The organism is Vibrio antiquarius (assembly GCF_000024825.1).
GTDB classification, from domain to species: Bacteria; Pseudomonadota; Gammaproteobacteria; order Enterobacterales; family Vibrionaceae; genus Vibrio; species Vibrio diabolicus.
On the sequence record NC_013456.1, the window covers coordinates 1,106,470 to 1,119,892 of the forward strand.

A 13,423-nucleotide genomic window follows, 5' to 3' on the forward strand; every position below is an offset into this window, starting at 1 on the left:
TCAGGAATGAGACATGAGAGAAAGGCGCGCGGCTTAAAATGGAGTATAAAAAATGCCCGCTTGAAGCGGGCATTCGATATTCTAGTCAAAGACCGGAATTAGAAGTCGTAACGTAGACCTAGAGCTAGCTCGTCTTCAGCATCGATCTTGTTCGCAACTGTCTTACCGCTAGTTGAGCCGAACTTATCGCCAGCGTCAATTAGGTTGAAGTTGTAAGAAACGTAACCGCGGAAGTTAGGTTTGAAGTAGTAAGAAGCATCAACAGCGAAGTTGTTTGCAGAAGTCTCGTTGTCAGTTTCTGCATTGTTGTACGTCGTTGTGAATACTGTTTGACCTAGCGTGTAAGCACCCGCTAGTTCGTAACCAGTGTAATCAACAGTGTTGTTGAATGTGTCAGTCATTTTTTCGCCATCTGTGAAGATACCAGCGAAGTAAAGATCAGACATTGTGTAAGATGCAGCTAGCATGTACTCGTTTGCATCGTATTGGTCTGCGTAACCAGCACCAAGCTCAAGACCAGTGTCTGCTACAGCGTAGATAGCTGATAGAGAGTAGCCGTCTTGTTTGTTATCAGAGTATTCACCGTTTTGTTCTACACGGTCAGCGAAGCGGTAGCTTGCTTTAACACTTAGGTTTTCGAATTGACCTTTGTAAGCCATCATGTTGTCTGTACGGTCTGCTACAGCTAGTTTGTCTGCTGCAGAGTTACCGTGGTAAGCCATGATATCTGTGAAGTCAGTGATAACGCCTAGTGCACCTTCAGTTTTACCGTATGCGAACTCACCGTAAGCACCGCCAAGACCAGCGTAAGCAAGACGAGTTTCTAGATCGCTCTTGTCGTCGCCGTCTACAGTACCGTTTTGAGCAGTCTCAAATTCACCTTCCCAGAAACCAACACCGTATAGGTTGTCATTGATCTCTTGTTTACCAAGGAAGTTTAGACGGATGCGAGATTTGTCTTGAGCGTCGCCATCTTTCATAGATAGACGTGCTTCAGCACGGCCGCCCATTTCTAGAGAAGTGCCGTCTTGGTTGTAAAGTTCAGCTGCGTTTACGCCAGTTGCCATAGCTGCTGCAGATACAGAAAGAGCAATTAGAGTCTTTTTCATCTTATTTGTCCTAGTTAGCTGTCCATAATCATTGTTGTATGGGGGAGAGGTAATCTCTCACAAGTTGTTGGTCTATAATCGGCCAATGAGCGGTATAATTCGCCCTTGTAAGCCTTTGATCTAACAACTCGCTGGACATGTTTTACTGCTAAAGTTTCCGTATGAGTTAGTAAAATGATATAAATCGTATCGATGAACACTGTTCGATTGGTCTGGTTTTTGATTTAACTTTTTGTTTTAAATGGGATTTTGTGGCTATAACATTCGTCTGACATTGATTAGTTTTTATCTTTTTTGATGTTTTTGGTGTAATGAACAGTGTTGTTTTTCAACAAATTGCGACAGTGATGCACTCTACAATCGTTCTAAAAGTGACTTATATCATTATGCCGAAAGGGCATAGTCTTACAGCGTTTCGAATTAAGATGATTTCGTCCGGGAGTTTGTTTACACTAAATGAAATACATCTTTAAGCGCACTACCCAGCCCTATGGCAGGGTGGGCTTTTTTTTGTCCAAAGACCCATTTGGGCTTGAGGTTATAAAATGGAAAAAGTTCCAATGACACTACGTGGCGAGCAAAAGCTACGTGCAGAACTCGATCGTCTACTTAAACTACGTCCTCAAATTTCAGAGGCAATCGCTGAAGCTCGTGAGTTAGGTGATTTAAAAGAGAACGCAGAATATCACGCCGCTCGAGAAGAGCAGGGTATCTGTGAAGCACAAATCCGTGACATTGAATACAAACTGTCAGTTGCTCAAGTAATTGATGTAACGAAGATGGAGAACACGGGTAAAGTTATTTTTGGTTCAACCGTAACCTTGATTGACATCGACACCGAAGAAGAAAAAACATACCAAATTGTTGGTGATGACGAAGCAGACATTAAAGCTGGCCGTATTTCAGTAAGCTCACCAATTGCTCGTGGCTTGATCGGTAAGATGGAAGGCGATGAGGTTGCTATTCAAACTCCGGGTGGCGCGAAAGACTTCGAAATCGATCGAGTAGAATACATCTAAGTCGTTGAGAGTAGTCTGTTACTCCAATAAAACGCAAAAAGGTCGCCAATGGCGACCTTTTTTCTTCAGCAACGTAAGTAGAATTACTTACGAGGGATTTCGATTTTACGCTCTTCAGACTGGCGGTATAGCACAAGCACTTTACCAATAGTCTGAACTTTTTCTGCGCCCGTCTCACGTACGATAGCGTCGATGATTAGCTGTTTTGTTTCACGATCTTCTGAAGCAACTTTTACTTTGATCAGTTCGTGATGGTTAAGAGCGATTTCAATTTCTGCTAGCACGGCTTCTGTAAGTCCATTTGCGCCCATTAGCACGACAGGTTTTAAACTGTGAGCTAGGCCTTTAAGGTGCTGCTTTTGTTTGGTGCTTAGGTTCATTACGCGGCCAATTTTCTTTAAAATAAGGGTTGAAAAAAGCTATTTTAACGCCATCTATTGCTGAAGACTATAATTTATTGAGTAATAGGTAGCGCCTATTAAAACAATAGCTCCAATTTGCGCCTGTTGGGATTAAAATGAGTAAACAAAAACATTCGGCTAGTTCTGGTCGTTGGTTGAAAGAACACTTTGATGATAAATACGCGAATGAGGCTCGTAAAAAAGGCTATCGCTCACGTGCTTATTTCAAGATCGATGAGATTCAAACGAAAGATAAATTGTTAAAGCCTGGGATGACAGTCGTCGATTTGGGTGCGGCACCGGGCGGGTGGTCTCAATATGCTGCTAAGATAGTAGGAGACAGTGGTCAGATCATTGCGTGTGATTTGCTTCCTATGGACCCGATTGCGGGTGTCAGCTTTTTACAAGGCGACTTTCGCGATGATGCTGTATTGGAAGCTTTGTTAGAAAGAATCCAACCTTCAATGGTAGACGTAGTAATGTCTGACATGGCACCTAATATTGCGGGAAATAACTCTGTTGACCAACCTCGTGCTATGTATTTAGTTGAATTGGCTTTAGATATGTGTCGACAAGTTCTAGCGCCTAATGGTAGCTTTGTCGTAAAGGTTTTCCAGGGGGAAGGCTTCGATCAGTATGTGAAAGAAGTCCGAGACATGTTTAAAGCCGTAAAAATTAGAAAACCAGACTCATCGCGAGCTCGCTCTCGAGAAGTCTTTGTTGTAGCCACTGGTTACAAAGGTTAACCATTTTGCTCTCTTGAGAGCGTGTTAACACTATAGCTACAGTGAATGAACTGTAGTACCCTACCTTTAATTACAATTAGTTATCGAGAGGCTTACACCTTGAGTGACATGGCAAAAAATTTAATTCTGTGGCTTGTTATCGCCGTCGTATTGATGTCGGTATTCCAGAGCTTTGGCCCTGGAGAAAGCAATGGCAGAACCGTGGATTACACCACGTTTGTACAGGAAGTTGGCCAAGGCCAGATTCAAGAAGCAACTTTTAAAGACGGTGAAATTAGCTTTGTTCGTCGTGGCGGCGGTGCCAAAATGGTCACTTACATGCCAGTGTATGACCAAAAGCTTCTAGATGACCTAATTAACCAAAACGTGAAAGTACAGGGCACGCCTCCAGAAGAGCAAAGCTTGCTTGGTACTATTTTCATTTCTTGGTTCCCAATGATCTTACTGATTGGTGTATGGATTTTCTTCATGCGTCAAATGCAAGGCGGCGGCGGTAAAGGCGCTATGTCTTTTGGTAAGAGCAAAGCTCGAATGATGAGCGAAGAACAAATCAAGACAACTTTTGCTGACGTCGCTGGTTGTGACGAAGCAAAAGAAGACGTGAAAGAGCTGGTGGACTACTTGCGTGATCCAAGCCGCTTCCAAAAACTGGGCGGTAAGATTCCTACTGGTGTGTTAATGGTTGGTCCTCCTGGTACTGGTAAAACGCTTCTAGCGAAAGCCATTGCTGGTGAAGCAAAAGTACCATTTTTTACCATCTCGGGTTCAGATTTCGTAGAAATGTTTGTGGGTGTCGGTGCATCTCGTGTACGTGACATGTTCGAACAAGCTAAGAAAGCAGCGCCTTGTATTATCTTCATCGATGAAATCGATGCGGTAGGTCGTCAGCGTGGTGCTGGTGTTGGTGGTGGTCACGATGAACGTGAGCAAACACTAAACCAAATGCTAGTAGAGATGGATGGTTTCGAAGGTAACGAAGGTATCATCGTAATCGCTGCAACTAACCGTCCAGACGTTCTTGATCCAGCGTTGCTACGTCCTGGTCGTTTTGACCGCCAAGTAGTGGTTGGATTGCCAGATGTACGTGGTCGTGAGCAGATTCTAAAAGTACACATGCGTAAAGTCCCTCTAGCAGGTGACGTAGAGCCTTCTCTAATCGCTCGTGGTACACCAGGCTTCTCTGGTGCTGATTTAGCAAACCTAGTCAACGAAGCGGCGCTATTTGCTGCGCGTGGTAACAAGCGTAACGTTTCTATGGTTGAATTCGAATTAGCGAAAGATAAAATCATGATGGGTGCCGAGCGCCGTTCAATGGTGATGTCTGAAGAGACAAAAGAGTCAACGGCTTATCACGAAGCAGGTCACGCAATTGTTGGTCGTTTAGTACCTGAGCACGATCCAGTGTACAAAGTGTCGATCATTCCACGCGGTCGCGCGTTGGGTGTGACGATGTACCTACCAGAGCAAGACCGTGTCAGCATGTCTCGCCAGCATCTAGAGTCTATGATCTCTAGCTTGTACGGTGGTCGTCTAGCGGAAGAGCTTATCTACGGTGCTGATAAAGTCTCAACAGGCGCGTCAAACGATATTGAACGTGCAACTGATATTGCTCGTAAGATGGTTACTCAATGGGGTTTCTCTGAAAAGCTTGGTCCTCTACTGTATGCAGAAGATGAAGGTGAGGTGTTCCTTGGTCGTAGCGTGACTCAGACCAAGCATGTATCTGATGATACGGCGAAGCTGATTGATGATGAAGTTCGTCAAATCATTGACCGCAACTATGACCGTGCGAAGAAGATTCTTCAAGAAAACATGGATATCATGCATGCGATGAAAGATGCGCTGATGAAGTATGAAACCATTGATGCTCGTCAAATTGATGATTTAATGGAGCGCAAAGCTGAAATTCGTGAGCCTGCGGGTTGGAGTGATAACTCAACTAGCAAACCTGAAGACAGCGAGAAGCCTCAAGCAAAGCCAGAAGTTAAAGAAGAAGCTACGGACGCTGCGAAAGATGCAGAAAAGTCTAGCTCTCCAGAAGCGACTTCTAGCGAAGCGCCTGAAAAGAAAGACTCTGAATAAAGAGTGTTGATAATAATAAACCCCGAGTTATCTCGGGGTTTTTGTGTTTATGATGATGATTACAGCAAATAACAAATCTTTAGATCTTTCCCGTCCACATGTTATGGCCATTCTAAATGTGACTCCGGATTCCTTTTCGGATGGTGGTAAATACAACTCGATTGAACTCGCCCTTGCTCAAGTTGATAAAATGATAAAGGCTGGGGTAAGCATTGTTGATGTTGGTGGGGAGTCGACAAGGCCTGGCGCGCCAGATGTGTCTTTAGAAGAAGAACTTCGACGTGTTGTCCCAGTAATCAAGGCCATTCGTGAAAAGTACGATGTGTGGATTTCGATCGATACCAGTAAAGCGGAAGTTATGCGTCAAGCTATTGATGCTGGTGCAGATTTGATCAATGACATTCGATCTTTGCAAGAACCTGGTGCTCTCGAAGTCGCAGCAGAAGCAAAGCTTCCAATTTGTCTGATGCATATGAAAGGTCAACCTAGAACCATGCAAATTGCACCTCATTATGATGATGTGATGAGCGACGTATCTGCCTTTCTAGAAGAACGTATCGCGGCATGTGAAGCAGCAGGGATTGATAAATCTCAACTGATTCTCGATCCTGGATTTGGCTTTGGCAAAACGATAGAACACAATTATCATATGCTCGCTCATCTTGAAAAGTTTCATGAATTCGGCCTGCCAATTTTGGCTGGCATGTCTCGTAAATCAATGATTTTTAAATTGTTGGATAAGCCTGCGGCTGAATGTACAAATGCGAGTGTCGTTTGCGCTACGATTGCAGCAATGAAAGGCGCGCAGATCATTCGTGTGCATGACTTTGAAGAGACAATCGAAGCAATGAAAGTTGTTGAGATGACGAAAAACAATATTTAAAAATAATAAAGGAAAGTTTATGTCGAATAAAAGACGTTACTTTGGTACTGACGGTGTGCGCGGTAAAGTAGGGCAATACCCAATCACTCCGGACTTCGTACTTAAGCTTGGCTGGGCTGCTGGTCGTGTACTAGCAAAACAAGGCACAAAGAAAGTTATTATAGGTAAAGATACGCGTATCTCCGGTTATATGCTTGAATCTGCATTAGAAGCAGGCCTTGCTGCAGCGGGACTTAAAGCAACATTTACTGGTCCAATGCCAACCCCAGCAGTGGCATATTTAACTCAAACTTTCCGCGCAGAGGCGGGGATTGTGATTTCTGCATCGCATAACCCATATTACGACAACGGCATTAAATTCTTTTCTTCTGAAGGTACTAAGCTACCTGACGATATCGAGTTGGCGATTGAAGCTGAGCTGGATAAAGACATTGAATGTGTTGAGTCTGCAGAACTTGGTAAAGCCACTCGTCTAAATGACGCTGCAGGCCGTTACATCGAATTCTGTAAGAGTACTTTCCCATCTGAATTGAGTCTTGCAAACTTTAAAATCGTGGTAGATTGTGCGCACGGTGCAACGTACCACATTGCTCCAAATGTCTTCAAAGAGCTTGGCGCAGAAGTTATTGCAATGGGCGTAGAGCCTAACGGCATCAACATTAATGAAAAAGTGGGCGCAACAGATGTTCGTGCGCTTCAAAAGCGTGTCGTTGAAGAGCAAGCGCACCTTGGTTTAGCATTTGATGGTGATGGTGACCGTATCATTATGGTCGATCACCTTGGCAACAAAGTCGATGGCGACCAAATTGCTTACATTATTGCTCGTGATGCTCTTCGTCGTGGCGAGCTAAAGGGTGGTGTAGTTGGTACGTTGATGACTAACTTGGGCATGGAAAATGGCTTAAAGCAGCTAGGCATTCCATTCGTACGTGCCGCTGTTGGTGACCGTTATGTCATGGAACAACTGCTAGAAAAAGGCTGGAAAATTGGTGCTGAAAACTCAGGCCATGTGATCTTATTAGATAAAGTCACCACGGGCGATGCGATTGTTGCAGCACTGCAAGTACTTGCTTCTGTAGTTGGCAGTGATATGTCTTTGCATGAGCTATCGCAAGGCATGACGTTGTATCCTCAGGTTCTAGAAAATGTCCGCTTTGCAGGGGAAAGTAATCCTCTTGAAGCTCAAGCAGTACTAAACGCCGTCGCCGAAGTAGAAGCGACGCTGGGTGATAAAGGACGTGTATTGCTGCGTAAATCTGGCACAGAGCCTTTGATTCGCGTTATGGTGGAAGGTGAGGATGGCGAGCTAGTTCAAAGCTCTGCATTGAAAATTGCCGAAGCTGTAAAAGCAAGTTGTTAATCATTGCGTTAAAGTGTGCGGTGAATGAAAAGGGCATCTTTTGCCCTTTTTTTGAGCGCTTAGCGCATTGGCATTGATTTTTTACTAATTTTCCCTTGTCAGCGTTACCGGCTTTCGCTAGTATTGCTCCGCCTCCCGTTAGGAGGTCGCTAGCCTTGTTCAATTATGATTTATTCTCTTGAACGGCGCTGGCTCAACAATTTGGAACATAGGTGGAAAAAATGTTTTCAGTTCTACTTGTGATTTACCTGTTGGCAGCGCTTGGTGTGATTGGCCTTGTGTTGATTCAACAAGGTAAAGGCGCAGATATGGGAGCCTCGTTCGGTGCTGGTGCTTCAAACACAGTGTTTGGTGCTGGCGGCTCAGGTAATTTCTTAACCCGAACAACTGCTATTTTAGCAACCGTATTCTTTATCGTTAGCTTGTTGCTTGGTCGTATGTCTACGCACAAGATTGAATCACAATGGGTAGACCCAACATTAGGTCAACCAGTTGTTGAACAAGTTAAGGATGCAGCGAGTGAAGTTCCAGCCCCTGCGGGTGATGAAATTCCTCAATAAGCTGTAAGGTTTTGATGCCGAGATGGTGAAATTGGTAGACACGCTAGCATGAGGTGCTAGTGCCTTAGGTGTGAGGGTTCGAGTCCCTCTCTCGGCACCATGTATTTACAAACTTGTAAATCACTTGTTTGCGAGTATAATGCTCAGCAAGTCGGACGCGGGGTGGAGCAGCTTGGTAGCTCGTCGGGCTCATAACCCGAAGGTCGTCGGTTCAAATCCGGCCCCCGCAACCAATCTCTTTCTTTAAGAAGAAATCGTAGATTGGCAAGTTTGCGTAGTGCTAACCACACTACGAGTTAAGAGAAGCATTTGTTGGCTATTCTTAACGTATCAGGGTCCAGCAGCATAAAACCCCGACTATCGGGGTTTTTTGTTATCTGAGCTTTTTGAAATAGCTCAGAGACTGCTTGGTTTTTTGATTGGGCTCTGAGCCCTTTTTTTGTTTCTGGAGTGGTTAAATGACTGGTTTAGAAAGACAACTTACTGAAATGCTTGAAGCACCAGTAGAGGCATCAGGCTATGAGTTGGTTGGATTAGAATTCATTCGTGCAGGCGCGCACTCAACGTTACGCATCTACATTGACCATGAAAATGGTATTAACGTGGACGACTGTGCAGAAGTTAGCCACCAAGTTAGTGCGGTTTTAGACGTTGAAGATCCAATTTCTGTTGCTTACAGCCTAGAAGTGTCTTCTCCAGGTTTAGAAAGACCACTTTTTAAAGCAGCACATTACGAGCAATTTATTGGTCACGAGGTCAGCATCGTATTGAAAATGGCTGTAGCAAACCGTCGTAAGTGGAAAGGTATTATCCACGGCGTTGATGGCGAAACAGTGACAATTACTGTAGACGGTCAGCAAGAAGAGTTTGCTCTAAGTAACATTTCCAAAGCTAACCTGATCCCTAAATTTTAGTTCCCTAAAAAAGTTTAAGCTTAGAGGCTAAATACAATGAGTAAAGAAATTTTAGCGGTAGCAGAAGCGGTATCGAACGAAAAAGCGGTACCTCGTGAGCGTATCTTTGAGGCTCTTGAGATTGCTCTAGCAACTTCTACAAAGAAAAAATACGAAATCGAAATCGACGTACGTGTTGCCATTGACCGTAAAACTGGTGAGTTTGTGACTTACCGTCGTTGGTTAGTTGTTGATGATGTTGAGAACCCTACAAAAGAGATCTCACTAGAAGCAGCACAGTACGAAGATGACTCAATCGAGCTTGGCGACTACGTAGAAGACGAAATCGAATCAGTAACGTTTGACCGTATTACGACTCAAACGGCTAAGCAAGTTATCGTACAAAAAGTTCGTGAAGCTGAACGTGCACAAATCGTTGAGCAGTTCATCGACAATGAAGGTGATCTAATCACTGGCGTAGTGAAAAAAGTAAACCGCGACACAATCGTACTTGACCTTGGTAACAACGCTGAAGCGGTAATCCTACGTGATGACCAACTTCCTCGTGAAAACTTCCGTCCAGGCGACCGCGTTCGTGGTCTTCTTTACAAAGTCGCGCCAGAAGCACGTGGTTTCCAACTGTTCATCACTCGTTCTAAGCCTGAAATGCTGGCAGAACTATTCCGTGTTGAAGTGCCTGAAATCGCTGAAGATATTATCGAGTTGAAAGGCGCGGCACGTGATCCTGGTTCTCGCGCTAAGATCGCTGTCAAAACAAATGACAAACGTATCGACCCTGTAGGTGCGTGTGTTGGTATGCGTGGTGCACGTGTACAAGCTGTTTCTGGCGAACTTGGTGGTGAGCGTATCGATATTGTGCTTTGGGATGATAACCCAGCTCAATTCGTTATCAACGCAATGGCGCCAGCTGATGTTGCTTCTATCATCGTTGATGAGGATGCACACTCAATGGACATCGCAGTTGAAGCTGACAACCTAGCGCAAGCTATCGGTCGTAATGGTCAAAACGTGCGTCTAGCATCTCAACTAACAGGTTGGGAACTGAATGTTATGACAGTTGCTGATCTTCAGAAGAAACACGCTGAAGAATCACAAGCATCTATTGAAAACTTCATGAAGTACCTAGATATTGAAGAAGACTTCGCTCAACTTCTTGTTGAAGAAGGTTTCTCAACGCTAGAAGAAATCGCATACGTGCCAGTTAACGAGCTACTAGAAATCGATGGTTTGAATGAAGAGCTAATCGAAGAGCTTCGTGGACGTGCAAAAGATGCACTAACGACGATCGCACTAGCACAAGAAGAGTCTTTTGAAGGTCTAGAACCAGCTGAAGATCTGCTTGCACTTGAAGGTCTTGAGCGTGAGATGGCATTTAAATTGGCAGCGAAAGGTGTAGCGACACTGGAAGATCTTGCTGACCAAGGTATTGACGATTTAGAAGGTATCGAAGGCCTGACCGAAGAACGTGCAGGTGAGCTAATTATGGCCGCACGTAACATCTGTTGGTTCGGCGAAGAAGCATAATTTTCGGCAAGGAGGAAGCGGCATGACACAATTAACAGTTAAAGCACTGAGTGATGAGATTGGTACGCCAGTCGACCGCTTGATTGAACAACTTGCTGACGCTGGCATTAAAAAGGCGAGCTCTGACAATGTTACTGATGAAGAGAAGCAGAAGCTTCTCTCTCATCTAAAGAAAGAACACGGTGATAAATCAGGTGATTCAGAGCCGACTCGCCTTACGCTTCAGCGTAAAACTCGTAGTACACTTAGTGTGAACGCGGGTGGTGGTAAGAGTAAGAATGTTCAGGTTGAGGTGCGCAAAAAACGTACATACGTGAAGCGCAGCACAATTGAAGATGAAGCGAAACGTGAAGCTGAAGAAGCAGCACAACGTGAAGCAGAAGAAGCAGCAAAACGTGCAGCAGAAGAAGCTGCAAAACGTGAAGCTGAAGAAGCTGCAAAACGTGAAGCTGAAGAAGCTGCAAAACGTGAAGCGGAAGAAAAAGCGAAACGTGAAGCTGAAGAAAAAGCGAAGCGAGACGTAGATACGAATGCACAACGCAATGCTGAAGAAAAAGCAAAGCGTGATGCTGAAGAGAAAATTAAGCAAGAAGCAGCGCGAAAAGAGGCCGACGAGCTTAAACGTCGTCAGGAAGAAGAAGCTAAGCGTAAGGCTGAAGAGGAAAGTCAGCGCAAGCTTGAAGAAGCTCGCGAATTGGCTGAAAAGAATAAAGAGCGTTGGTCTGCTGCAGAAGAGAAAAAGGGTGATATGGAAGATACAGATTACCATGTAACGACTTCACAATACGCACGTGAAGCCGAAGATGAAGCAGATCGCAAAGTAGAGAGCGGTCGTCGTAAGAAGAAAAAAGCTTCAGGTAAAGACGACCAAGCTCGCGGTGGCCGTAACAACCAACGTGGCGGTAGAGGTCGTAAAGGCAAACTTGCTAAACCGACTTCAATGCAGCATGGCTTTGATAAGTCAGCAACGGTTGCTAAGCAAGACGTTGTAATTGGCGAAACGATCGTTCTATCAGAACTTGCTAACAAGATGTCGGTTAAAGCGACAGAAGTTATCAAAGTAATGATGAAGATGGGCGCTATGGCGACTATCAACCAAGTGATCGACCAAGAAACAGCACAACTTGTTGCTGAAGAAATGGGCCATAAAGTAGTTCTTCGTAAAGAGAACGAACTGGAAGAAGCGGTACTATCTGACCGTGACACTAACGCGGAAGCAGTTCCACGTGCTCCAGTTGTTACTATCATGGGTCACGTTGACCACGGTAAAACGTCAACACTTGACTACATCCGTCGCACACACGTTGCTTCTGGCGAAGCGGGTGGTATTACTCAGCACATTGGTGCGTACCACGTTGAAACAGACAACGGCATGATCACGTTCCTTGATACTCCTGGACACGCAGCGTTTACTGCAATGCGTGCTCGTGGTGCTCAAGCGACAGATATCGTTGTTCTTGTAGTTGCAGCAGACGATGGCGTAATGCCACAAACAGTAGAAGCGATTCAGCACGCGAAAGCGGCAGGCGTTCCTCTAATTGTTGCTGTGAACAAGATCGATAAAGAAGATGCGAACCCAGATAACGTTAAGAACGAGCTTGCTCAATACGACGTTATTCCTGAAGAGTGGGGCGGTGAGAACATGTTCGTTCACATCTCTGCTAAACAGGGTACAAACATCGATGGTCTTCTAGAAGCAATCCTTCTTCAGTCTGAAGTTCTTGAACTTACAGCTGTAGCTGAAGGCATGGCATCTGGTGTTGTTGTTGAATCTCGCCTAGATAAAGGTCGTGGTCCAGTTGCAACAGTACTTGTTCAATCAGGTACACTAAACAAAGGCGACATCGTTCTTTGTGGTCAAGAATACGGCCGTGTTCGTGCAATGCGTGATGAGCTAGGTAAAGAAATTACTTCGGCTGGCCCATCTATCCCTGTAGAGATCCTAGGTCTTTCAGGTGTACCATCTTCAGGTGATGAAGCAACAGTAGTTCGTGACGAGCGTAAAGCGCGTGAAGTAGCTAACTACCGTGCTGGTAAGTTCCGTGAAGTGAAACTTGCTCGTCAGCAGAAATCTAAACTAGAGAACATGTTCTCTAACATGACTGCTGGTGAAGTTGCTGAACTTAACGTTGTACTTAAAGCAGACGTTCAAGGTTCTGTAGAAGCAATCGCAGACTCACTAGTTAAGCTATCTACTGACGAAGTTAAAGTGAACATCGTTGGTTCTGGTGTTGGTGGTATTACGGAAACTGACGTAGTACTAGCGGAAGCTTCAAACGCAATCATCCTTGGCTTTAACGTTCGTGCAGATGCTTCTGCTCGCCGTGCTGTAGAAGCCGCAGCTGTTGACTTACGTTACTACTCAATCATTTACCAATTGATTGACGAAGTTAAACAGGCAATGGGCGGTATGCTTGCTCCAGAATTCAAGCAAGAGATCATTGGTCTTGCTGAAGTTCGTGACGTGTTTAAGTCACCGAAACTGGGCGCTATCGCTGGTTGTATGGTTACAGAAGGTGTGATCAAGCGTAACAACCCAATCCGTGTACTGCGTGATAACGTTGTTATTTACGAAGGTGAACTAGAGTCACTACGTCGTTTCAAAGATGACGTTCAAGAAGTTAAGAATGGCTACGAATGTGGTATCGGCGTTAAGAACTACAATGATGTTCGCGTTGGTGACCAAATCGAAGTCTTCGAAATCGTTGAAATTAAACGTACTCTAGACTAATTGACTAAAATTACTAATATTGTCTTTGAAAGATAAGTAGTAATTGGTTGTTGAATACACCATGGGGGGCTGGCTTTGACCAACCCCCCATTCT

At 44.7% G+C, this 13,423-nt stretch carries 11 protein-coding genes and 2 tRNA genes; 11 read left to right on the top strand and 2 right to left on the bottom strand.

Features of this window, described 5'->3' with window-relative positions:
- Positions 1 to 98: 98 nt before the first annotated feature.
- Positions 99 to 1,109 carry a porin gene (locus tag VEA_RS05280; protein ID WP_012841444.1) on the bottom strand — a complete coding sequence of 337 codons (1,011 nt, stop codon included), beginning with the start codon at positions 1,107 to 1,109 and terminating at the stop codon, positions 99 to 101.
- Between the two features lie 545 nt (positions 1,110 to 1,654).
- Here VEA_RS05280 and greA point away from each other — a divergent pair.
- Positions 1,655 to 2,128, top strand: a complete 474-nt coding sequence (greA, locus tag VEA_RS05285; protein ID WP_005380065.1) for a transcription elongation factor GreA — start codon at positions 1,655 to 1,657, stop codon at positions 2,126 to 2,128.
- An 83-nt stretch (positions 2,129 to 2,211) separates the two neighbouring features.
- Here greA and yhbY read toward each other — a convergent pair whose 3' ends face one another.
- A complete protein-coding gene (yhbY, locus tag VEA_RS05290; RefSeq protein ID WP_005380066.1) occupies positions 2,212 to 2,508 on the bottom strand; it encodes a ribosome assembly RNA-binding protein YhbY in 297 nt (98 codons plus the stop codon).
- Positions 2,509 to 2,645: 137 nt separating this feature from the next.
- Between yhbY and rlmE the strand changes: the two genes are divergently transcribed.
- From rlmE to infB, 10 genes are all read left to right on the top strand, one after another.
- Positions 2,646 to 3,275 (top strand): 23S rRNA (uridine(2552)-2'-O)-methyltransferase RlmE, encoded by a 630-nt coding sequence (gene rlmE / locus VEA_RS05295; protein ID WP_005388985.1) that lies wholly within the window; start codon positions 2,646 to 2,648, stop codon positions 3,273 to 3,275.
- A 108-nt stretch (positions 3,276 to 3,383) separates the two neighbouring features.
- The gene (ftsH, locus tag VEA_RS05300; RefSeq protein ID WP_041852890.1) at positions 3,384 to 5,357 is read left to right on the top strand and encodes an ATP-dependent zinc metalloprotease FtsH; all 1,974 of its coding nucleotides are present in this window, start codon (positions 3,384 to 3,386) and stop codon (positions 5,355 to 5,357) included.
- A 52-nt stretch (positions 5,358 to 5,409) separates the two neighbouring features.
- Positions 5,410 to 6,240, top strand: a complete 831-nt coding sequence (gene folP / locus VEA_RS05305; protein WP_041852891.1) for a dihydropteroate synthase — start codon at positions 5,410 to 5,412, stop codon at positions 6,238 to 6,240.
- 19 nt (positions 6,241 to 6,259) lie between these two features.
- The gene (glmM, locus tag VEA_RS05310; protein ID WP_012841447.1) at positions 6,260 to 7,600 is read left to right on the top strand and encodes a phosphoglucosamine mutase; all 1,341 of its coding nucleotides are present in this window, start codon (positions 6,260 to 6,262) and stop codon (positions 7,598 to 7,600) included.
- 221 nt (positions 7,601 to 7,821) lie between these two features.
- The gene (secG, locus tag VEA_RS05315; protein WP_005394661.1) at positions 7,822 to 8,160 is read left to right on the top strand and encodes a preprotein translocase subunit SecG; all 339 of its coding nucleotides are present in this window, start codon (positions 7,822 to 7,824) and stop codon (positions 8,158 to 8,160) included.
- 16 nt (positions 8,161 to 8,176) lie between these two features.
- Positions 8,177 to 8,260 (top strand) — tRNA-Leu (locus tag VEA_RS05320).
- A 56-nt stretch (positions 8,261 to 8,316) separates the two neighbouring features.
- Positions 8,317 to 8,393 (top strand) — tRNA-Met (locus VEA_RS05325).
- A gap of 225 nt (positions 8,394 to 8,618) precedes the next feature.
- Positions 8,619 to 9,074 (top strand): ribosome maturation factor RimP, encoded by a 456-nt coding sequence (gene rimP, locus VEA_RS05330; protein ID WP_005394659.1) that lies wholly within the window; start codon positions 8,619 to 8,621, stop codon positions 9,072 to 9,074.
- Positions 9,075 to 9,110: 36 nt separating this feature from the next.
- Positions 9,111 to 10,598: a transcription termination factor NusA gene (nusA, locus tag VEA_RS05335; protein ID WP_005380084.1), complete on the top strand. Its 1,488-nt coding sequence runs from the start codon at positions 9,111 to 9,113 to the stop codon at positions 10,596 to 10,598.
- A 22-nt stretch (positions 10,599 to 10,620) separates the two neighbouring features.
- Entirely contained in the window at positions 10,621 to 13,329 is a 2,709-nt protein-coding gene (infB, locus tag VEA_RS05340) for a translation initiation factor IF-2 (RefSeq protein WP_012841448.1), read from the top strand.
- The last annotated feature ends 94 nt before the right edge of the window (positions 13,330 to 13,423 follow it).

Bases quoted from the DNA above. Each gene is read 5' to 3' on its own strand.
- VEA_RS05280 (WP_012841444.1), bottom strand. From the start codon at position 1,109: ATGAAAAAGACTCTAATTGCTCTTTCTGTATCTGCAGCAGCTATGGCA.
- greA (WP_005380065.1), top strand. From the start codon at position 1,655: ATGGAAAAAGTTCCAATGACACTACGTGGCGAGCAAAAGCTACGTGCA.
- yhbY (WP_005380066.1), bottom strand. From the start codon at position 2,508: ATGAACCTAAGCACCAAACAAAAGCAGCACCTTAAAGGCCTAGCTCAC.
- rlmE (WP_005388985.1), top strand. From the start codon at position 2,646: ATGAGTAAACAAAAACATTCGGCTAGTTCTGGTCGTTGGTTGAAAGAA.
- ftsH (WP_041852890.1), top strand. From the start codon at position 3,384: ATGGCAAAAAATTTAATTCTGTGGCTTGTTATCGCCGTCGTATTGATG.
- folP (WP_041852891.1), top strand. From the start codon at position 5,410: ATGATGATTACAGCAAATAACAAATCTTTAGATCTTTCCCGTCCACAT.
- glmM (WP_012841447.1), top strand. From the start codon at position 6,260: ATGTCGAATAAAAGACGTTACTTTGGTACTGACGGTGTGCGCGGTAAA.
- secG (WP_005394661.1), top strand. From the start codon at position 7,822: ATGTTTTCAGTTCTACTTGTGATTTACCTGTTGGCAGCGCTTGGTGTG.
- rimP (WP_005394659.1), top strand. From the start codon at position 8,619: ATGACTGGTTTAGAAAGACAACTTACTGAAATGCTTGAAGCACCAGTA.
- nusA (WP_005380084.1), top strand. From the start codon at position 9,111: ATGAGTAAAGAAATTTTAGCGGTAGCAGAAGCGGTATCGAACGAAAAA.
- infB (WP_012841448.1), top strand. From the start codon at position 10,621: ATGACACAATTAACAGTTAAAGCACTGAGTGATGAGATTGGTACGCCA.